Source organism: Pseudomonas sp. SJZ080, assembly GCF_007828295.1.
Lineage (GTDB): Bacteria > Pseudomonadota > Gammaproteobacteria > Pseudomonadales > Pseudomonadaceae > Aquipseudomonas > Aquipseudomonas migulae_A.
This window is the reverse complement of record NZ_VIUK01000007.1, coordinates 62,116-81,589: the sequence shown is the minus strand read 5'-3', so window position 1 is coordinate 81,589 and position 19,474 is coordinate 62,116. Positions and strand designations below refer to the sequence as shown.

Genomic DNA, 19,474 nt, shown 5'->3' with positions numbered 1-19,474 from the left:
ACCCCTGTCAGTTAAGCGCATGAGCAGGGTTTATGTGGGTTCGCGACTCAGCCATGCAGAAAGCTTCCATCTCCGAAATAAATCCCTCGCGATACATATGTACCGCACCTCGCCATTCCCCCATCGACAAGCTGTGCCCTACAGACAAGGAGAGACTGTATGGCACAACGATTCAACGATGGCACGTCAGGAGACGTCGTCATCAGGTCCGGCCCGCCTGCTTCTGGCGGCTGGGGTGGTGGTAGTGGCGGTGGCGGAGGTAATCGCGTTGGGGCTTCCGGCAATTTTGGGGGCGTCAGTTCAAAGACCAAAGCGCTCAGGAAAGCCGCCAACAAGGCACGCGAAGAAAAGGCTGCGAAAGACAAGGCCGATGCGGCTGCACGAGCTCAGGAGCAAGCCCGCATCCAATCGCGACAGCAACTGCTCGGTGTACTGACCCAACGTCACAGCACCTTCAGAACCGAACTCGACCGAAGCTTTACAGCCAGGGCCGAACAACTCACGCAATCACTTGAACACGAAATTTCTGGCGCCAAACGCCACCATGACAGTCAGTCCAGCGAACGCTGGCAGCTCTATCTCATCACTAAAGACAAGAACGAAATCGATGGGCTGATCGCCCGGAAAACCGTAGCGCTCAACGACAAAAACGCGATTGCCGCAGCATTCGACGGGCACGATCCAATCACGCGCACCGCCGATGATTACCTGACCCGACTTGGGCAGTTCGGCGATGCGCTCATGAGTGGCCATCAGCTTTGGGAGGCCGCTTACGACGCGGCTCATGAAGCCCGGTTGCTGTCAGCGCAACTCGATGCGCTCAACGAAAAATCCAATGTGTTGGCCGCTCATCATGCCGAACAGAGCATCGTCTGGCGTGAGCGGGAGGCTCTCTGGGAACGCCATCGGCAACACGCCGAGCAGCGAGACGCGCGCGTCCGGTTCAAGCAGCAGGCTGATGAGGATGCTCGCTTCGAACGGCTCAGGCAGGCCAATACCTTTCAATTACCTGCCACATCGTCAGCGCTATCTGCCGGGGTATTGCCCAGCCACGGTGGTGAATGGGTAGATGCGCGAAATCTGGTAACCGCAGTAACGCGTGCGGCCTTCGTCGTAGGCAGTGTCTTGAGTACGGTCACGCGTCCGCAAGCTGCGTTGTTAATGGCGGGAGTGCTTTATCCGACTCGTGAACTGGGCAATGGCGAGTTGACCCCTGAGCAACGACATCGGTTATTTGAGGCTGTCGCAGTCCCGGCTCACGCTCTGGAGCTTCATGACCCTCAAGAGGTGCGGGCCGCTGCTGACGCAGGCAGTTCGGTGGAGGTGGAATACCGGCTCAAACCTGTTGCGACACCGCAAGGAACCGCGATCGTTGTCACCGCAACGGGTGGCGATATCGATTCTCGCGTCCCGGTCGTGAATGCCGTGCTCGACCCGCAGACAGGCATCTACACCGCCGAGGTTCCTGGATCACCGGCCAGGTATGTGCAGTTCACTCCAGACGCCACGCTTCAAGCGACCTTGGCCAGCGAGACTCGTCTGACTGTCACCGAACCGCAGATTCAGGACATCCCGCCGGGCGTTGATTGGCGCATCCAGGATTGCATCGTCTGCGTGCCTGGCCTTCCACCGACCTACCTGTCCTTCAACGTTCCACCCATGGGCACAGGTGTTGTAACCGGAGCCGGTCAAGCAGCGACGACTGATTGGTGGAAAGGCGTCAGCCAAACAGCCGGCGCAGCGATACCGAGCCAAATTGGCGATCAGTTCCGGGGCAGGGAGTTCAAGTCGTTCGGGGCGTTCGATGAGGCGTTGTGGCGAGCGCTCGGTGAACACTCGTCGCTCACAAATCGACTCGATGAGGTGAACAAAAAACGTGTCGAACAAGGCTTCGCCCCGTACGCGCCGAAAAGCGCATGGGTGGGTGAAAACCGCGAGTTCGAATTGCGGTATCAGGAGCGGCCCGAGTTCTGGGCCGATCCGTTCAACCTCGACAAAATCAGCATCAAAACACCGCAAAGTGCCGAAGGGTGGTTGGGCATCGTTCCAGCCGTTGTGCCCTGGCCGACTCCGCCGGTTGGCACCTGGACACCGTTGGTGCCGCCGGGTAGCGAGCATCTTGGCTCAACGACATCGCCCATCCCATCCATCCCGCCAGTGGTTTATCCCGGTAACCCCGCCATCCCGGTCCTACCGCAAAACGAGACATTTCCGGCGGTTGATGAAGGGGAGATGGGGGCGAGTATTCCCGGGTTTCCGGGGGATATGGAATTGCCTTCGCCCGGACTGGTTTTTGTCGGTCCGCCGGTTGAGCCGCTAGAAGTGGGGCCGTATAACGAACTCAGTGGTCGGAGTAGGGGGGATGGGTTGGATATTGACCATATTCCGTCGCGAAGGGCGATGGAGGGATATCTGTTAGAAAATTTCACCGATATGACTCCGCGGGAGCGTCGAATTTATGTGCAGAACGCTCCAGGCATTGCAATACCGTCCGAGATACACCGAAGATTCAGCGAGACCTACGGAGGCCGCAACAACGCATCAAAACAGGCAGAAGATGCACAAAATTTTGAGCAGGCAGTGAATCAAAATTTTGATGCGATTAAAAAGGGATTGATTGACTCCGGCTTTACCGAACAGAGCATCGAAGCAGGGCGCGAGAGTTTGCATGCCCTTCATAAAAAACAGGGGTGGTATGAATGAACGCTGAGAAAATAGCAGAACTTATCAGCAGTGTTGGGCAAACGCATGAGTCGCTGGTTATGAGTGGAGTAATTTCCGGCCAACCCCTTACTAGGCTCTATCCCGAGTGTGAACGTTTGGATCTCGAAATTGAGAATGGAATTGAGCTAACGTTTTGGGATGAAACAAAAGTTTTGGATAGTTTTTTTATTACTTTGATGAAAACCATGCCAGGCACAGTTAAGTATGAAGGTGAGCTTCCTTTACCCTATGCATCTTCAATGACCCAGTCCGATGTCCACGCACTCTTCGGTGAACCAATGGAATCAAGAGGTCCAATCAAAATGCCCCAGCCGATGGGCCAAACCGGGGGATGGGAATCCTATCCCCTAAATCCGGCGGTTCATCCCGGCAAGAAAGTTGTATTTCAATACACCGCTGAGATGGAAGTGAAAACGTTGGTCTTTACCTTGATTGACAAAGGTCACGAGTAATTTTCAACAGGCATTTGCTCATAAGGAGCGAGTAGGTGCCTTCGCATTCCGCGACCCGATTTAAACAAGGAAGAAATCAATATGAAACTTAAAACGACACTCAAGGACTACACCGAAGCGGAGTTTTTGGACTTCCTGAAAGGGTTTAGCAACTTTCCCGATGGGCTGCAGGGTAGAGCCTTGGAGGTGCATCTGGAGCGTCTTCTTGAGCATTTTTTGGTCGTTACGGAGCACCCGGAGGGTTCCGACGTCATCTTCTACCCAAAGGAAGGCCAGGAAGACAGCCCCGAAGGCGTCCTGAAAGAAGTCAAGGAATGGCGTGCCGCCAATAACAAACCAGGATTCAAGGCGGAATAACAATACCTGCCGTATAGGATTCGTACCTGCTCATCATAAGAGTGAACAGGTGCGCAGTCTTCGTCGTATGAAAGAACAAGGAAGAACCCAAGATGGAACTTAAAGCAGCACTCAAGGATTACACCGCTCTGGAATTCCAGGCACTGGTCAACAGAATCTGGGCTGTTGATCTGCCGAAACAGGCCCATGATCAATTGATCGACCATTTCGACCGGATCGTTGGTCATCCCCAAGGGGCAGATTTGCTGTTCTACCCTACGGACAAGTCCAACCCCAACAGTCCGCAAGCCGTTGTCCACCACGTCAGGACATGGCATCACCAACAAGGTATGCCGGCATTCAAAGGCGAGGACATTCCTGTTGCCAAACCAGCGGTTGCGCCGCTAAGCCCTTTGGCCAGGAGCCTGGCCGAGGTCGAAAAAATCTCGGCGGATGTGGCTGTTTCAGGACAGGTTGTTGAAGAGGCTTTCAACGTTTTCGAGCAGCAGATCAGCAGCCTGCGAAGTCAACAGAACACCCCTGCGGACATTCCCAACCAGGCAGCAGGCATCCGCACCCTGGAACATGCCCAGCATGAAGCACTGATGGCCGTCAGAAAGTATGAGTTCTGGAAAATGAGAGTGGCGTTTGTCCAAAGTGGCGCTCAGCGCAACCTGACATATGCGCAATCCGGGCAAGCGCAATGGCAGAGCCTTGTGCAGCAGATCAACGCCATTCACGATCGCTACCTCTCACGGCTGGCAAGCATTACTCAACGACATCGCACTCTGCATGATGAAGCGGAAGCATTGCTGATAGTGGCGCATCAACAGTTGATTGATTCGCGCAGTACGACACAAACGGTGCACACGATCAGTGCTTCGCTCGATTCTGCCGATAAACGTCCCGATCTTTTATTGCCTGGCGGTTCGCCGGTGCTGCTGGCGTCTCAGCAGGCGGATCTGCTTAAAGCGATACGCTCGGCTGTTGCCGAGTTTTCCTGGCAGAACACCTCAAGCGAACCGGACACAGAGAACCAGCGTGCCGCCGTTTTGAGCTTCGCTTTTTCCAGTCGGGCAGACACTCAGTTGTTCGGAGTCAGCGTACCGTTGTCCGAGCTTCTGCCCATCGAAGGGCAGGATTGGCAACACCTCGCCGCGAACCAGGCCGAGGTCGATGTGCCTTTTCGCATGAGCACCGCGGCAGTCCCCGCCAACCCCGGCAAATGTTCCAGGGTTTGCGCGAGATCAAAACGTTGTCGCAGGTTTACGTCACGGCTTGCAGCGGCTGTCGTTCGATCTCTGGCGTCAGGGTCAGAGCCGCGACGCAGGATCAGCATCGGAACCGTTTCAGTTTTACTCCTGAGGGTTCTTCTGGAGTCGCTGTCCACTGGGCCAGGCCAATTTCCGTTGGAAGCGATCCAGTGGCTACACCGATCCAACAGCGTTGTGTGGGATTTGTTCAGTCCGCGCGAGCACCGATCATTGAGGCCAATGCCGGGCAGGCGCATGACCGGTTTGACGACTACATCCTAGTGTTCCCGGTCGAGTCGGGGCTCGACCCGCTTTACATCGTTTTCAACTGACGCGGAGCGGGGGAAAGGATCATAAAGGCAAACACTGCGCCCCAACCCTCGCCACTTGCGCATCGTGCTCGGCTTTTACGCCAGACACCCCGACCGCGCCGATCACCTGACCATCGACGATGATCGGCACGCCGCCTTCAAGGGACGTCAGCAGCGGCGCCGACAAAAACGAGTAGCGCCCACCGTTGACCATCTCTTCATAACCTTTGGATTCACGCCGCCCGAGGGCCGAGGTGCGGGCTTTTTCGGTGGCGATGTACGCGCCGATGGGTGCGCAGCCGTCGAGGCGTTCGAGGGCGAGGGGATGGCCGCCGTCGTCGACGACCACGATGGTCACGGCCCATTGGTTGTTCTGCGCCTCGGTGCGTGCGGCCGCGAGGATCTGGCTGACTTCGACCTGGCTCAGGATGGCTTTGCTCTTCATGGGGTTTCTCCGGGGATCGTTGAGGGCAGCGCGGCTTCGACCAGTTCGATCCAGTGCCGGACCGGGGTTCTGCCGGCACCGTCAAGGTGCGACTGACAGCCGATATTGGCCGTGACAATGACGTCGGGATGGCCGCTTTCCAGCGCGTTCAGTTTGTTGTCGCGCAGTTGCCGGGACAGTTCGGGTTGGGTGATCGAATAGGTGCCCGCCGAACCGCAACACAAGTGGCTGTCGGGCACGGCCGTGAGGTTGAAACCGAGGCGAATCAGCATTGCTTCCACCGCGCCGCCGAGTTTTTGCGCATGCTGCAAGGTGCAGGGGCAATGGAAGGCCAAACGCTGGTCGCTGTGTACGCCGAGGGTTTCCAGCGGTTCGTCGCCTAACACTTCCACCAGGTCCCTGGCCAGCGCGCTGACCCTTCTTGCCTTTTCGGCGTAGGCCGGATCGCGCTCGAGCAGATGGCCATAGTCCTTGATGAAGGCGCCACAGCCACTGGCGGTTTGCACGATGGCTTCGGCGCCGTTCTCGATACTCGGCCACCAGGCATCGATGTTGCGCCGGGCGCGGTCGAGTCCGGCAGCCTGCGCGTCGAGGTGATAATCCACGGCACCGCAGCAACCCGCCTCACTGGACGAGATGACACTGATGCCCAGTCGATCCAGCACTCGCGCAGCCGCTGCATTGGTGTTCGGCGACAGGCTCGGCTGCACGCAGCCTTCGAGCATCAGCACCTGGCGGGCGTGGCGGGCGACGGGGCGAGGCCTGGAGGGATAAACGCGACGAGGCAACTTGGCCTGCAAGGCGTTGGGCAGCAGCGCCCGAAACACCTGACCGCTGCTGACCAGTGCCTTGAACAGTCCCGGGTTGGGTACGACGCGGCGCAAACCTTCACGCAACAGGCGCTGGTCGATGGAGCGCGGCACCGCTGCGTCGACCACCGCGCGGCCAATGTCCAGCAAGTTGTGATAATCGACACCAGAGGGGCAGGTGGTTTCGCAATTGCGGCAGGACAGGCAACGGTCCAGATGCTGCTGGGTTTTCTGGGTGACCTCGTTGCCTTCCAGCACCTGTTTGATCAGGTAAATGCGGCCCCGTGGTCCATCGAGTTCATCGCCCAGCAATTGATAAGTCGGGCATGTGGCGTTGCAGAATCCACAGTGCACACAGGTGCGCAGGATGCTTTCGGCTTCTTCGGCGCGGGGCAGATGTCGGGCGGTGTCGCTCAGGGTCGTCTGCATGGTCAAAGCTCCGCGTACAGGCGTGCGGGGTTGAAGATGCCCCGTGGATCGAGTTGCTGCTTCAGGCTGCGGTGATAGCGCATCAACGCGTCAGGCAGCGGTTGGAACGGGCTGTCGATCAGGCCATGGCTGTAGCAGGTGACGTGGCCGCCAACCTCTTCGACGACCTTGCGAATGAACGCCGCTTCAGCGTCGGACTTGAGCCAGCGCTGGGCACCGCCCCAGTCGATCAATTGCCGGCCGGGCAGGGACAACCAAACGGTGTTATGCGGCACGGACAAGCGCCAAAGCGGCTGATCCTCGTCGAAGAAACTCAGTCGCTGTTCGTTGAGATCCGTCCAGTAAGCGCTGTCCAACAACTCGCCACCCAACCGGTCATGGGCCGCCGTCACCGAGCCTTCGCCACCTTCCAACCGCAGGTGCAGGCGCTGCCCGTCGTGGCACGCGGCGCTGATCGGCAGCGGTTGCTGGCCCCATTCCGCGAGGCGCAACAAGGCACGTTCGCTGTCCATTTCCAGGCTGATGCTCAGGCACTGACGTGGTTTGGGCAGCACCTTGAGCGAGACTTCCGTGATCACGCCAAGGGAGCCGAAGCTGCCAGCCATCAGACGCGAAAGGTCGTAGCCGGCGACGTTCTTCATCACTTCGCCACCGAAGCGCAAGTGTTTGCCATGCCCGGTGATGACGCGCGTGCCTAGGACAAAGTCGCGAACCGAGCCAGACCATGGGCGGCGTGGCCCCGACAGTCCGCAGGCGATCATCCCGCCGACGGTGGCGTCGTCACCGAAGGAGGGCGGTTCGCAGGGCAGCATCTGCTGCGCATCATCCAGCACCTCCTTCAGCTCTGACAACGGCGTACCGCAGCGCGCGGTGATCACCAGTTCGGTCGGATCATAGCTGACGATGCCACGGTGCGAGCGTGTATCGAGGACTTCCCCCGCAACAATGCGTCCCAGAAACGCCTTGCTGTTGGAGCCCTGAATGCGCAGCGGCGTGGCGTTTTCCAGTGCCTGGTTGACCTGCTCCAGCAGCACGGCGCTGTCATCGATATCCCATTCACTGTGCATCAGAAACGCTCCAGCTCAGGGAAGGGCAGTTGACCCATGTGCACGTGCATGGCACCAAACTCTGCGCAGCGGTGCAGGGTCGGAATGTTCTTGCCCGGATTGAGCAAACCACTCGGATCGAACGCGGCTTTGACGGCATGGAACACGGTCAGCTCGTCGCTGTTGAACTGCGCGCACATCTGATTGATTTTCTCGCGGCCCACACCGTGTTCTCCGGTAATGCTGCCGCCGACCTTCACGCATAACTCGAGGATCTTGCCGCCCAGGTTTTCGGCGCGGTCGAGCTCGCCCGGTTGATTGGCGTCGAACAGAATCAGCGGGTGCATGTTGCCGTCACCCGCGTGAAAAACGTTGGCGACGCGCAAGTCATACTCGGCGGACAGCGCCGCAATCGCACGCAGCACACCAGGCAATTCGCGGCGCGGGATGGTGCCGTCCATGCAGTAGTAATCGGGAGAAAGGCGACCCACTGCCGGGAAGGCATTCTTGCGCCCGGCCCAGAAACGCACGCGTTCTGCTTCATCCTTGGCCTGACGCACTTCGGTGGCACCCGCGTTTTCCAGCACCTGGCGCACACGGTCGCAGTCGTCGTGGACATCGGCTTCGACCCCGTCGAGTTCGCACAGCAGGATGGCTTCGGCGTCCACCGGATAACCGGCGTGGATAAAGTCTTCGGCGGCACGAATCGCCAGGTTGTCCATCATTTCCAGGCCACCGGGAATGATGCCGGCGGCGATGATGTCCCCGACCGCGCGACCGGCCTTTTCGACGGCATCGAACGCGGCCAGCAGCACCTTCGCGGTCTGTGGTTTGGGCAGCAGTTTGACCGTGACTTCGGTGATCACCCCGAGCATGCCTTCGGAACCGGTGAACAGCGCCAGCAGGTCGAAGCCGGGCGAGTCGAGGGCGTCGGAGCCCAACGTCAGGTGTTCGCCATCGACTGTCAGAATGTCGACTTTAAGCAGGTTGTGCACGGTCAGGCCGTATTTCAGGCAATGCACGCCGCCGGCGTTTTCAGCGACATTGCCGCCGATGGAACAGGCAATTTGCGAAGAAGGGTCCGGCGCGTAGTAGAGGCCGAACGGCGCGGCCGCCTGGGAAATCGCCAGGTTGCGCACGCCTGGCTGGACCCTTGCCGTACGGGCGGCAGGGTCGATGTGCAGGATGTTGTTGAAACGCGCCATCACCAGCAGCACGCCTTTTTCCAGCGGCAATGCGCCGCCGGACAAACCGGTGCCGGCGCCACGGGCGACCACCGGGACCTGCAATTCATGACAGAGTCGAAGCACGCCTTGGACCTCGTCGAGGTGGCGCGGCAGCACCACCAGCAGGGGCGTGGTGCGATAGGCCGAGAGTCCGTCGCATTCGTACGGCTTGAGTTCTTCCTGCTGACTCAGTACTTCCAGCTTCGGCAAGCGGGTTTGCAGGGCTCGCAGCAAGGCGGCCTTGTCGATGTCCGGCAGCACACCATCAACGCGTTCATCGTAGAGAATGTTCATAGTCGTTTTACGATACTCCGTTCGTGTATGGCCGGGCAGCGGTCTGTTTATTTGAGCCTTAGGTGTATATCCGTTTCTGCGGTAACGGCTGCTTATGGTTCCGCCGTTACCCAAGAAACGGATATGCCCACTTAGCTCAATGCCCACCCACAACCATCTGCGTAAACGGCGACACATACGCCTGCAACGTCACCAACCCACCCACCAGAATCGCCAGAATGACGGAATGGAAGAACACATAACGCAGAATTTCCCCTTCATGGCCATACCAGCGCGTGGCGGTGGAAGCCACCACGATCGACTGAGCGTCAACCATCTTGCCCATGACCCCACCGGAACTGTTGGCCGCCGCCATCAACACCGGGCTCAGACCGAGTTGCTCGGCAGTCACTTTCTGCAAGCCGCCGAACAGCACGTTGGACGCCGTGTCCGAACCCGTCAGCGCCACGCCGAGCCAGCCGAGCAGGGTGCCGAACATGGGATAGAAAATCCCCGTCGCCGCGAACGCCAGACCCATGGTGGCATCCAGCCCCGAATAGCGGGTGAGGAAGCCGAGCGCGAGCATCGCCACAATGGTAATCAGCGAGTAACGCACAACCCAGATGGTTCGCAGGTACTGCTTGATCAATTGCGGGATGGAATAGCCCATCAACAAGCCGCCTAAGATCGCCGCCAACAAGATGCCGCTGCCAGTGCTGGTCAGCCAGGTGAACTTGTAGACCGCATCCTCGGTTTTAGGCGCAGGCACCACCGGCGGGACTTTTTCGATTTGCTGGTGGATCGTGCCGAAGGTGACGACCGGGGCAAAGATCGGGTTCGCTTCGCGCAGCGGTTTGCCTTGTGGATCGAGCTTGGCCGAGTTCGTGACCGGATCAATCGCCGGGCGGGTATCGAACATGTTCTTGAAGCCCTGGGTGCCCCAGGCGAAAACGAACACCGTGAGGATGATCCACGGCATCCAGGCGCGCATGACAGCAGGCTTGGCGTCGCTGGCGAAAGTCGCGCTGGCGACGGGTGTTTCATCATGCTCTTCGGCTATTTTGGAGTTGTCGACGCGCCCGGACAGCGCGGCAGAGGTGTGCACCGTCGCGGGTTTCCACACCCGGAGGAAACCGGTCAGGCAGGCCATGGAAATCAGCGCGGCGATCACGTCCACCAGCATCGGCCCGTGGTAGTTGGACACCAGAAACTGCGGCACGGCAAAACTGACGCCGGCGACCAGGATGGCCGGCCAGATTTCCAGCATCTTGCGCCAGCCGGCGAAGGCCCAGATCAACCAGAACGGCACGATCACCGAGAAAAACGGCAACTGCCGACCGACCATCATCGACAGCTCCATTTCATCCAGCCCGGTGACCTTGGCCAGCGTAATGATTGGCGTACCCAGCGCGCCGAACGCCACGGGCGCGGTGTTGGCGATCAATGCCAGGCCGGACGCGGCCAGCGGCGAGAAGCCCAGACCGATCAGAATCGCCCCGGTCACCGCCACCGGCGTACCGAAACCGGCAGCCCCTTCGAAAAAGGCGCCGAAGCAGAAGGCAATCAGCAACAATTGCAGGCGACGATCGTCGGTAATGCGCGCCAGCGAGTCTTGCAGCACTTTGAACGAGCCGTTCTCGGTGGTCAGTCGGTGCAGGAAGATGATGTTGAGCACAATCCAGCCAATCGGCAGCAAGCCGTTGGCGGCGCCATAAAGAGCGGCCGAGCCTGCCATGTTCGCCGGCATGCCGAAGGCGAAAATCGCGATGACCAGGGCCGAGGCGAGGGCGAGCAATGCCGCCAGATGTGCTTTGATGTGGAAGAACGCCAGGGCTGCCAGCATCACCACGACCGGCACTGCTGCCATGATGGTTGAAATGACCGGGTTGCCGAACGGATCGTAGATTTGCTGCCAGACCATGTTCCACCTCTGCTTTTTATTGTTGGGAGTGCAGACCCCGAGGGGGCGGTGGCTTGTAGTATAGGTGGCATTGCGCCGCTGTCTTGCACCCTTGTACACCAGGCCTTTCAGCGGTTTTTTGAACTAAAAATATGGACTGCGGTACGCGTTGACCGACTTAACTACCCGGAGGAACGCAACAATGACTGAACGCCATTTGCGCCACACGGAAACGCTGTCGAACGGATGCAGCATCGAGGTCAAGGCCGAGATCCTGCGGGACGGTTCGTTGGGAATGTTTATCGGTGTCTACCGACCTGATGGCACGGCCATTGAGGAGAACGATCATCCAGCGCTGCATTTTCTCGACATGGAGGCGGCGATGGAGCGGGCGATCGACGAAGCCAAGCGCATCGGCAACGGGCAGAGGACGTTGTAGGGGATCGACCTTGAAGTCGAGGTGTGGCCATCGCCAGCAAGCCGGCTCCTACAGGTTTTGCGCTGCCCCTGTAGGAGCCGGCTTGCTGGCGATGCCTTTAATTCTTCAGGCCTTGCTGGCCGCCAGATAAGCACCGAGACGGCGACCCATTTCTTCGCCCAGGGCCTGCAAGCCGCTCAGCGGACGGACCATGACCTCGAATTCAACGATTTTGCCTTGCTCGTCGAAGCGGATCATGTCGATGCCCTTGAGCTCTTTTCCGCCGACCTTGGCGCTGAATTCGAGAACGACATTCAAGCCGTCCGCAGTCGCCAACTCGCGGTGGTAGGTGAACTCTTCAAAGACGTTGAACACCGTGGTCAGAATCATCGTGACCACCTTGGCGCCCGGGTACGGAGTGTGTGCCATCGGTGATCGGAACACCGCGTTCGGGTCCAGCAAGGCGGGCAGGGCTTGCAGGTCAGCTTCGCGGATCATGGCGTGCCACTGGGCCAAGGATGCTGCCGCGTTGGGGTGCAGTTTCAGCTCGGACATATTCAACTCCTGTTTTGTTGTTGTTCTGAAAGCATTGCCAATGACTGTATCGCAATGGGTCTGAAACGCTGCTTATGGCGGAGTATTCAAGCGGTCGATGGCTGACCCGCTTTGGTCGCCAGATAGAGTTGGCGGTAAGCGGCAATCAACTGTTCCTGGCTGAAGGCGAGATTCCGACCGCTCGGATTGGGCAGCACCCACACTGCGGCATTGCCAAACGTAGTTGTTTGCAGGCCCCAGGCAATGTCTCGCTGGCGGGATAACGCGCAATACGCCGCTTTACCGAGAAACGCTACGAAGCGTGGCGCATGGCGTTCGATTTTCTGTTCGAAACTCGCCGCGGCGGCGGTGAATTCATCCATCGATAGTTGATCCGCCCGCGCCGTCGGCCGATCCACCACGGCGGTCAAGCCACACTCATACTGCAAAATCTGCCGGTCGTTTTCCGGGCGTACTTCCTGCGGTGTAAAACCGGCAAGATGCAGCGTGCGCCAGAAGCGATTGCCCCTGCCAGCAAAGTGATGCCCCTGGGCCACGGCCATCACACCCGGATTGATCCCGCAAAAAATCACCGCCAAGTGCTTGGCCAGAATGTCTTCGAGTCCTTCACTCACTTTAAAGACCTCAACCGAAAATCACGCTGACCACGTTACGTGCCAGCCGATCTACCCGTCACGCAAGTTCGTGGATGCAAAAATAAAGACCTGGGTGGAATTTCTGAAGGATTACATACCGCTGCTGTTGGCATCCGATGAACAGATCGCCGGTTCAGCCGCAGGGCGATAATGCAGGGGGGCGGCAGGCATGGAGTGTCGACCCCCCATCGTGCGCACGGTCCTCAACCGTTCGAACAGCCGGTTCCCATCACCTGGTACTGAAGGATACGGCGTTGACCCTTCGAGTCTTCATAGGTCATTTGCTTCGGCACTGGCGCGCACTCGTCTCCCGTATCCGTCACGGTAATGATTTTCTGGATATCGAGTTTCATGCCGTAAGAGTAACTTTCAACCGGAATCTGGCTGGCCGCATTATTGGGGCTTTCATCCGAGTATGCCTGTGCGGCTACACCGGCAAATGCCAGAAACATCGCGATCTTCAAAGTGTTCATGGTGTTCACCTTCGCATCGAGTTTCGGTGGGTCCCGGTGAGTCAGTGGCTGCTTGAATCGTATGTTCACCGGGTGAAGTCGATGCTAGGAGTTTAGTCTTTCCTCAAATAGCGGTCCGCTGGACAAACACTGTTGCCAGATTGCGCAGGTATGCGGGGAATGCGGCTTTGGGGTGGTTATTTTCTTTGCTTCCTGCGGGGCTTCGTTGCGGATCAAATCGATCTAAAAATGCCGTTTCGCATTGCTGACGGTGGGCTACCATTGAACATGTAGGTGAAGACGCAGACTGATGCGCAAGCGGATGGCAAGGACACGTGGGGCGCGTTCCGAAGGGTACACGGTTAGAAAGATCTCCGCGCTGAGATCCAGCCCTTATGCCGTGTGAAGCAGAAGAGCACAAAACTGTTCTGTGAGAGTCCTGATAAACCTTGTAAGCCGGAGACCAGCACCGGCCACCTACTCGAATCCCAAAGCCCGCCTCGTGCGGGCTTTGTCGTTTTCGCTGTCATCTATCGCACTACACAATCCTTCGGGAACCTACGGTAGGAACCCCTGTAGGAGCTGGCTTGCTAGCGATGGACGTTAACGATTACGCGTGCGGTCTGAATGAACGCGGTGTCTGGACGTCCATCGCTAGCAAGCCAGCTCCTACAGGGGAACGCAAACGCTTCAAATGACAGGTCGGCCCGCAGGCCGCCTCGCGATGCTGTGGCGGTAGTCGCCCCCCTCGAGACACCGAACGAAGGGGCAAAAGCGCTTGGTTACTTGGCACTGTTCCAAGTAACGCGCCGTCAGGGCGGAACCCATACCCGCCATCACTGAAACAATGGATATACCCCAAGTGCGAAACCAACGCCCCCCAATTACTGACCAGATCAAGCGGGACACCGATATTGGCCATTTCGATCCCCTTTTGGCCGACATCACTCTATGAACTGTCCAGTTCGTCAGCAAGAATCGAAGCAGCGCTGCTGTTCCAGCACGCTCGCAACACCACAACGAGAAACCTGTTTTCCTTGCCCTTGGCAATTTTCAAGTCCTGCCGTGTACAGAACATAAAAACCAACGAGCGACACACTTGGGGAATTCATTCATGGTCACGATGAAACGCATACTGGGCGCCACCGTGTGTGGGCTGACGCTGCTGGCCAGCGCCGTGCACGCCGAACAGCGGGAACTGCGGGTGTACAACTGGGCGGATTACATCCTGCCGTCCGTGCCCAAGGACTTCGCCGAGAAAAGCGGCATCAAAGTGACCTGGGATACCTTTGACACCAACGAGTCGCTGGAAGCCAAGTTGCTCACCGGCAACTCGGGCTATGACCTGGTGGTGCCGTCGAACCAATTCATCGAAACCCAGATCAAGGCGGGTGTGTTCCAGAAACTCGACAAATCCAAACTGCCGAACTGGAAGCATCAGGACCCGGCACTGCTCGCGTTGCTGGACAAGAACGACCCCGGCAATCAGTACGGTGTGCCTTACATGTACGGCACCGTGCTGATCGGCTTCAACCCGGCCAAGGTCAAGGCCGCGCTGGGCGAGAATGCGCCGGTGGACAGTTGGGATCTGGTGTTCAAGCCGGAGAACATGGCGAAGCTCAAATCCTGCGGCGTGGCCATGCTCGACTCACCTTCGGAAATCCTGCCGCTGGCGTTGCACTACCTGGGATTGGACCCTAACAGCCAGAACCCGGACGACTACGAAAAAGCCAAGGCGTTGATGCTGAATATTCGCCCTTACGTCACCTACTTCAACTCCGCCAAGTACATGACCGACATCGCCAACGGCGATATCTGCGTCGCCATCGGCTACTCCGGCAGCTTCTACCAGTTCGGTAATCGCGCCAAAGAGGCGGGCAACGGCGTGGTGGTCGATTGGCGTTTGCCGAAGGAGGGGGCGCCGATCTGGTTTGATACCTTTGCCATTCCAAAAAGCGCGAAGAACGTCGAAGAGGCCCACGAGTTTCTCAACACCTTGCTGGACCCGACAGTCATCGCCCCGATCAGTGACTTCCTCGGCTACCCCAACGCCAACAAGGATTCGATTGCGCTGATCAACAAAGAGATCACCGACAACCCGAACCTGACGCCGACCAGCGAAGCGTTGAAAACGCTCTATGTGGTGCAACCGCTACCGCAAAAACTTGAACGGGTTCGCACGCGGGTCTGGACCAGCATCAAGTCCGGCGAGTAACACTCAGGGGCGAGCTATGCATTCCCCTGTAGGAGCCGGCTTGCTGGCGATAGCGGTGGGTCAGCCAACATCAATGCTGATTGCCCCACCGCCATCGCCAGCAAGCCGGCTCCTACAGGTTTCGGCGTCAGGCCACCGAGCTTTCGGTTTGTTCAGATCCGCGCCAGCGCCTGAGCCAGGTCCGCACGCAAATCCTCGACATCCTCAACCCCCACCGACAATCGCACCAACCCGTCACCGATCCCCAGTTGTGCGCGGGTGTCGGCGGGGATAGTGGCGTGGGTCATGATCGCCGGGTGCTCGATCAGGCTTTCCACGCCGCCCAGGCTCTCGGCCAGGGCGAAGATGCGCACGTTCTCGAGGAAGCGCGTGGCGCCGGCCAGATCACTTTTCAGATCGACAGAAATCATCCCGCCGAAACCGCGCATCTGCCGCTTCGCCAATTCATGTTGGGGGTGTGACGGCAGGCCCGGATAGTAGACGCGCGCTACCTGCGGCTGACGTTCCAGCCATTGCGCCAGTTCCAGCGCGTTGCTGCAGTGACGTTCCATGCGCAGTGCCAGGGTCTTCACGCCGCGCAGGGTCAGGAAGGCGTCGAACGGTCCGGCGATCGCGCCCACTGAGTTCTGCAAAAAGCCCAGGCGTTCCGCCAGTTCAGGGTTCTGGCCAACCACGGCGATACCGCCGATCACGTCGGAGTGGCCGTTGAGGTATTTGGTGGTCGAGTGCAGCACGATGTCGAAACCCAGCTCCAGCGGCCGCTGGATCCACGGGCTGGCAAAGGTGTTGTCGGCCACGCAAATGATGCCGCGTGCGCGGCAGATGCGGGCGACGGCGGCCAGGTCCGTGAGGCTCAGCAACGGGTTGCTCGGCGTCTCGACCCAGACCATCCGCGTGTCGTCCTGCAAGGACGCTTCGAAGGCTGCCAGGTCAGTCAGGTCGACGAAACTGAAGCGATGCCCGGCGCTGCGCTTGCGCACCTTGTCGAACAGCCGGAAGGTGCCGCCATACAGGTCATTGCCGGAGACAATGTGCGAGCCAGCGTCGAGCAGTTCCAGCACAGTGGAGATCGCCGCCAGCCCGGAGGCGAACGCGAAGGCCCGGGTGCCGCTTTCAAGGTCGGCGACGCAACGTTCCAGGGCAAAGCGCGTCGGGTTATGCGAACGGCCGTAGTCGAAGCCCTTGTGCACACCGGGGCTCTGTTGCAGGTAGGTGGAGTTGGCATAAATCGGCGGCATCAACGCGCCGGTGGTCGGGTCCGGCGTCTGCCCGGCGTGGATCACCCGAGTGGCGAAGGCGCGCGGCGCGGCGTTTTCATCGTGTTGACTCATGCAAGGGATCTCCGCAAATGATTGAGCAGGTCGACGCGGGTAATCAGGCCGTGGAAGCCCGATGCGTCGGCGATGATCGCCACCAGCCCGCGATCGAGTTCTGTCTGCAGCTGGGCCATGCTGGCGCTGGCGGGCAGTGTTTCCACTTTGTCGGTCATTGCGCTGGCCACGGTCAAGCGGAAGTGTGAAGGGTCTTCCTGCATGCCCAGCAGAATGTCGGATTCGTCGATCACGCCGACCAGTTTCTTTCCATCCACCAGCACCGGCAGTTGGGACACATCCGCCAGGCGCATGCGCTGGAATGCCGTGAGCAAAGTGTCGTCCGGGCCGACGCTGATCACCCGGCCATCCTCGAAGCGGCGTGCGATCACGTCGCGCAGATCGCCATAGGGTTTGCGTGCGAGCAACCCTTGATCGTTCATCCATTGGTCGTTGTAGACCTTCGACAAGTAGCGCGTGCCGGTGTCGCAGACGAAACTGACCACGCGCTTCGGCTCGGTTTGCTCGCGGCAATAACGCAGCGCCGCCGCCAGCAAGGTGCCGGTCGAAGAGCCGCCGAGAATGCCTTCGGCGCGCAACAGCTGGCGGGCGTGATCGAAGCTTTCCTCGTCGCTGATCGAGTAGGCATGGCCCACGCTGGACAGGTCGGCAATCGACGGAATGAAGTCTTCACCGATGCCTTCCACCGCCCACGAACCGGGTGTGATCATGGTGCCGCTGCGGCTGTATTCGGCCATCACCGAACCGACCGGATCGGCCAGCACCATCGTCAGGTTCGGCTGTACGCGCTTGAAGAAACGGGTCAACCCGGTCAGCGTGCCGGCCGAACCGACACCGACAACGATGGCATCCACGTCATGCTGGGTCTGCGCCCAGATCTCCGGCGCAGTACTGCACTCATGGGCGAGCGGGTTGGCCGGGTTGTTGAATTGGTCCGCGAAGAATGCGTCGGGAATGTCCAGCGCCAGCCGCGCCGCAACGTCCTGGTAATAATCGGGATGGCCCTTGCCGACGTCGGAGCGGGTGATGTGCACTTCGGCGCCCATGGCCTTGAGGTGGAGGACTTTCTCGGTGGACATCTTGTCCGGCACCACCAACACCACCCGATAACCCTTGGCGCGGCCGACCAGCGCCAGGCCGAGCCCGGTGTTGCCGGCGGTGGCTTCGACGATGGTGCCGCCGGGCTTGAGCCGACCGTCGCGCTCGGCGGCGTCAATCATCGCCAGGCCGATGCGGTCCTTGATCGAGCCGCCGGGGTTCTGCGATTCGAGCTTGAGAAACAGGGTGCACGGGCCGGTATCAAAACGGCTGACGCGCACTAGCGGTGTGTTGCCAATCAGTTCAAGCACGGCAGGGCGGGAATCGTTCGGCATGTTGTCACCTCTTCGCGGGTATTCGCACTGAAGGACGGCAACCGGCGGCACGTCCTCGCGCGCCCGTCGCCAACAATGCATCGCTTGGACCATAGGCCGCGATTGGCTCACTCGCAACCTCGTGCGGCCAGCCGGTCACGTCGCGGCTGGAGAGATTGCGCAAGTCGACAATACTGAGTCGACGATTATTGCGCAGGAGCGAGCACCATGAAGCAGGAAAGCAGCGCGGGCGAATCGGCCTCTGCGCTGATCGACACACGAATCAAGGAATTGGGTGACTGGCGGGGCGAGACGCTCGCGCGCGTCCGGGCGATCATCAAACAGGCAGACCCCGACGTGGTCGAGGAATGGAAGTGGCGAGGCGTGCCGGTGTGGTCGCATGCCGGGATCATTTGCACCGGCGAAACCTACAAAGCGGTGGTGAAAATGACCTTCGCCAAAGGCGCTTCGCTGGAAGACCCTGCAGGCCTGTTCAACGCCAGCCTTGAGGGCAACACCCGACGGGCCATTGATGTGCATGAGGGCGAAGCGATTGACGAGAAGGCGCTGCAGGCGCTCATTCGTGCGGCGGTGGTGCTCAACACACAGTCGCCGTAACGCAACCAGTAGCAGCGTCGGGCCTGCAATGTGGGGCGGGGGACTGTTTGTATCCCTGCGTATCTGCCGCGCCCACAGCTATCTTCGCTTACAAATCCATGCCATCCGCGACACGTACGGGATACACGGCGGCGGCCTAATGAGGGCACCACAACGGTATAACCGGAGAAACGCCATGTTCCGCATCAATGCTCGTCACACCGTCAAAATGCTCGGTGTCGCTGTTGTCACCACTGCCGCGCTCGCCGCGTTCTCCGGCGTGTCTCAGGCCGAAGAAGTGAAGGCCCCAGCAAAAAGCTGGCAGACAGGGATTCATCGCACCGATCTGCTGAAAAAGGATCTCGACATCGACGGTCGCGAAGTGATCCAGGTGCGGGTTGATATCGATCCGGGTGTCTCGTCGCCCAACCACTCCCATCCCGGTGTGGAAGTGGCTTATGTCATCGACGGCACGTTCGAATATCAACTGGAAGGGCAGCCACCGGTCACGCTGAAGGCCGGTGACTCGCTGTACATCCCGGCTGGCGTCGCGCATATCGCGAAGAACATCGGGACAAAAACCAGCTCCGAACTGGCGACGTATATCGTGAAGAAAGGCGAACCGCTGGTTGTGATCAAACAGTAAGTCAAAAGCACCGCAAATCCCCTGTAGGAGCCGGCTTGCTGGCGATGGTGTGTCAGCTGAGTCGATGTC

General features: G+C 59.3%; 18 protein-coding genes and 2 pseudogenes. 10 read left to right on the top strand and 10 right to left on the bottom strand.

All coding sequences use genetic code 11. From position 1 onward, the window contains the following. Nucleotides 1-159: 159 nt before the first annotated feature. The 5 genes and pseudogenes from FBY04_RS12070 (at nucleotide 160) to FBY04_RS32700 (ending at nucleotide 5,097) form a co-directional block, all read left to right on the top strand. Complete coding sequence (locus FBY04_RS12070) at nucleotides 160-2,703, top strand: S-type pyocin domain-containing protein (protein ID WP_145315336.1); 2,544 nt, start codon at nucleotides 160-162, stop codon at nucleotides 2,701-2,703. Continuing rightward, the gene (locus FBY04_RS12065; protein WP_145315335.1) at nucleotides 2,700-3,176 is read left to right on the top strand and encodes a DUF6392 family protein; all 477 of its coding nucleotides are present in this window, start codon (nucleotides 2,700-2,702) and stop codon (nucleotides 3,174-3,176) included. The genes FBY04_RS12070 and FBY04_RS12065 overlap by 4 nt, the downstream gene beginning before the upstream one ends. An 81-nt stretch (nucleotides 3,177-3,257) precedes the next feature. Further along, complete coding sequence (locus FBY04_RS12060) at nucleotides 3,258-3,533, top strand: bacteriocin immunity protein (RefSeq protein ID WP_145315333.1); 276 nt, start codon at nucleotides 3,258-3,260, stop codon at nucleotides 3,531-3,533. A 92-nt stretch (nucleotides 3,534-3,625) separates the two neighbouring features. Further along, a pseudogene (locus tag FBY04_RS32705) lies at nucleotides 3,626-3,817 on the top strand (bacteriocin immunity protein); the annotation flags it as partial. Nucleotides 3,818-4,737: 920 nt separating this feature from the next. Beyond that, nucleotides 4,738-5,097: an S-type pyocin domain-containing protein gene (locus tag FBY04_RS32700; RefSeq protein WP_256666883.1), complete on the top strand. Its 360-nt coding sequence runs from the start codon at nucleotides 4,738-4,740 to the stop codon at nucleotides 5,095-5,097. Between the two features lie 19 nt (nucleotides 5,098-5,116). On the opposite strand, the gene FBY04_RS12050 is transcribed toward FBY04_RS32700, so the two are convergent. From FBY04_RS12050 to FBY04_RS12030, 5 genes are all read right to left on the bottom strand, one after another. After that, nucleotides 5,117-5,521, bottom strand: a complete 405-nt coding sequence (locus tag FBY04_RS12050; protein WP_145315332.1) for a heme-binding protein — start codon at nucleotides 5,519-5,521, stop codon at nucleotides 5,117-5,119. Next, a complete protein-coding gene (gene glcF, locus FBY04_RS12045) occupies nucleotides 5,518-6,759 on the bottom strand; it encodes a glycolate oxidase subunit GlcF (protein ID WP_145315330.1) in 1,242 nt (413 codons plus the stop codon). Before glcF ends, FBY04_RS12050 begins: the two co-directional genes overlap by 4 nt. 2 nt (nucleotides 6,760-6,761) lie before the next feature. Next, nucleotides 6,762-7,826, bottom strand: a complete 1,065-nt coding sequence (glcE, locus tag FBY04_RS12040) for a glycolate oxidase subunit GlcE (RefSeq protein ID WP_084323121.1) — start codon at nucleotides 7,824-7,826, stop codon at nucleotides 6,762-6,764. Further along, nucleotides 7,826-9,325, bottom strand: coding sequence for a glycolate oxidase subunit GlcD (gene glcD, locus FBY04_RS12035; RefSeq protein WP_145315328.1), 1,500 nt, complete (start codon nucleotides 9,323-9,325; stop codon nucleotides 7,826-7,828). Before glcD ends, glcE begins: the two co-directional genes overlap by 1 nt. A gap of 136 nt (nucleotides 9,326-9,461) precedes the next feature. Continuing rightward, on the bottom strand, nucleotides 9,462-11,225 hold the full coding sequence (locus tag FBY04_RS12030) for an L-lactate permease (protein ID WP_145315327.1): 1,764 nt from the start codon (nucleotides 11,223-11,225) through the stop codon (nucleotides 9,462-9,464). A gap of 181 nt (nucleotides 11,226-11,406) precedes the next feature. Here FBY04_RS12030 and FBY04_RS12025 point away from each other — a divergent pair, with 181 nt between their 5' ends. Continuing rightward, entirely contained in the window at nucleotides 11,407-11,643 is a 237-nt protein-coding gene (locus FBY04_RS12025; RefSeq protein WP_145315325.1) for a hypothetical protein, read from the top strand. A gap of 105 nt (nucleotides 11,644-11,748) precedes the next feature. Here FBY04_RS12025 and FBY04_RS12020 read toward each other — a convergent pair whose 3' ends face one another. Beyond that, nucleotides 11,749-12,177 carry a nuclear transport factor 2 family protein gene (locus FBY04_RS12020; RefSeq protein WP_084323125.1) on the bottom strand — a complete coding sequence of 143 codons (429 nt, stop codon included), beginning with the start codon at nucleotides 12,175-12,177 and terminating at the stop codon, nucleotides 11,749-11,751. 86 nt (nucleotides 12,178-12,263) lie between these two features. Further along, nucleotides 12,264-12,791: a G/U mismatch-specific DNA glycosylase gene (gene mug / locus FBY04_RS12015; protein ID WP_145315324.1), complete on the bottom strand. Its 528-nt coding sequence runs from the start codon at nucleotides 12,789-12,791 to the stop codon at nucleotides 12,264-12,266. Between the two features lie 46 nt (nucleotides 12,792-12,837). Between mug and FBY04_RS32695 the strand changes: the two are divergent. After that, nucleotides 12,838-12,963 (top strand): annotated as a pseudogene (locus FBY04_RS32695) (LysR family transcriptional regulator); the annotation flags it as partial. A gap of 52 nt (nucleotides 12,964-13,015) precedes the next feature. Here the strand turns inward: FBY04_RS32695 and FBY04_RS12005 are convergent. Continuing rightward, a complete protein-coding gene (locus tag FBY04_RS12005) occupies nucleotides 13,016-13,285 on the bottom strand; it encodes a DUF2790 domain-containing protein (protein WP_145315322.1) in 270 nt (89 codons plus the stop codon). Nucleotides 13,286-14,378: 1,093 nt separating this feature from the next. Between FBY04_RS12005 and FBY04_RS12000 the strand changes: the two genes are divergently transcribed. Further along, the gene (locus FBY04_RS12000; RefSeq protein WP_145315321.1) at nucleotides 14,379-15,479 is read left to right on the top strand and encodes a polyamine ABC transporter substrate-binding protein; all 1,101 of its coding nucleotides are present in this window, start codon (nucleotides 14,379-14,381) and stop codon (nucleotides 15,477-15,479) included. A gap of 152 nt (nucleotides 15,480-15,631) precedes the next feature. Here FBY04_RS12000 and FBY04_RS11995 read toward each other — a convergent pair whose 3' ends face one another. Beyond that, entirely contained in the window at nucleotides 15,632-16,810 is a 1,179-nt protein-coding gene (locus FBY04_RS11995; protein ID WP_145315319.1) for a cystathionine gamma-synthase, read from the bottom strand. Further along, the gene (locus FBY04_RS11990; protein WP_084322835.1) at nucleotides 16,807-18,183 is read right to left on the bottom strand and encodes a pyridoxal-phosphate dependent enzyme; all 1,377 of its coding nucleotides are present in this window, start codon (nucleotides 18,181-18,183) and stop codon (nucleotides 16,807-16,809) included. Before FBY04_RS11990 ends, FBY04_RS11995 begins: the two co-directional genes overlap by 4 nt. Nucleotides 18,184-18,390: 207 nt before the next feature. Between FBY04_RS11990 and FBY04_RS11985 the strand changes: the two genes are divergently transcribed. Both FBY04_RS11985 and FBY04_RS11980 read left to right on the top strand, forming a co-directional pair. Further along, a complete protein-coding gene (locus FBY04_RS11985) occupies nucleotides 18,391-18,780 on the top strand; it encodes a DUF1801 domain-containing protein (protein WP_145315318.1) in 390 nt (129 codons plus the stop codon). Between the two features lie 175 nt (nucleotides 18,781-18,955). Beyond that, nucleotides 18,956-19,405, top strand: coding sequence for a cupin domain-containing protein (locus FBY04_RS11980; RefSeq protein ID WP_084322837.1), 450 nt, complete (start codon nucleotides 18,956-18,958; stop codon nucleotides 19,403-19,405). Nucleotides 19,406-19,474: the final 69 nt, after the last annotated feature.

Bases quoted from the DNA above. Each gene is read 5' to 3' on its own strand.
- FBY04_RS11990 (WP_084322835.1), bottom strand. From the start codon at position 18,183: ATGCCGAACGATTCCCGCCCTGCCGTGCTTGAACTGATTGGCAACACA.
- FBY04_RS11995 (WP_145315319.1), bottom strand. From the start codon at position 16,810: ATGAGTCAACACGATGAAAACGCCGCGCCGCGCGCCTTCGCCACTCGG.
- FBY04_RS12025 (WP_145315325.1), top strand. From the start codon at position 11,407: ATGACTGAACGCCATTTGCGCCACACGGAAACGCTGTCGAACGGATGC.
- FBY04_RS12005 (WP_145315322.1), bottom strand. From the start codon at position 13,285: ATGAACACTTTGAAGATCGCGATGTTTCTGGCATTTGCCGGTGTAGCC.
- glcD (WP_145315328.1), bottom strand. From the start codon at position 9,325: ATGAACATTCTCTACGATGAACGCGTTGATGGTGTGCTGCCGGACATC.
- FBY04_RS12060 (WP_145315333.1), top strand. From the start codon at position 3,258: ATGAAACTTAAAACGACACTCAAGGACTACACCGAAGCGGAGTTTTTG.
- glcE (WP_084323121.1), bottom strand. From the start codon at position 7,826: ATGCACAGTGAATGGGATATCGATGACAGCGCCGTGCTGCTGGAGCAG.
- FBY04_RS12050 (WP_145315332.1), bottom strand. From the start codon at position 5,521: ATGAAGAGCAAAGCCATCCTGAGCCAGGTCGAAGTCAGCCAGATCCTC.
- FBY04_RS12030 (WP_145315327.1), bottom strand. From the start codon at position 11,225: ATGGTCTGGCAGCAAATCTACGATCCGTTCGGCAACCCGGTCATTTCA.
- FBY04_RS11985 (WP_145315318.1), top strand. From the start codon at position 18,391: ATGAAGCAGGAAAGCAGCGCGGGCGAATCGGCCTCTGCGCTGATCGAC.
- FBY04_RS12070 (WP_145315336.1), top strand. From the start codon at position 160: ATGGCACAACGATTCAACGATGGCACGTCAGGAGACGTCGTCATCAGG.
- FBY04_RS11980 (WP_084322837.1), top strand. From the start codon at position 18,956: ATGTTCCGCATCAATGCTCGTCACACCGTCAAAATGCTCGGTGTCGCT.
- FBY04_RS12065 (WP_145315335.1), top strand. From the start codon at position 2,700: ATGAACGCTGAGAAAATAGCAGAACTTATCAGCAGTGTTGGGCAAACG.
- FBY04_RS12000 (WP_145315321.1), top strand. From the start codon at position 14,379: ATGGTCACGATGAAACGCATACTGGGCGCCACCGTGTGTGGGCTGACG.
- glcF (WP_145315330.1), bottom strand. From the start codon at position 6,759: ATGCAGACGACCCTGAGCGACACCGCCCGACATCTGCCCCGCGCCGAA.
- FBY04_RS32700 (WP_256666883.1), top strand. From the start codon at position 4,738: ATGTTCCAGGGTTTGCGCGAGATCAAAACGTTGTCGCAGGTTTACGTC.
- FBY04_RS12020 (WP_084323125.1), bottom strand. From the start codon at position 12,177: ATGTCCGAGCTGAAACTGCACCCCAACGCGGCAGCATCCTTGGCCCAG.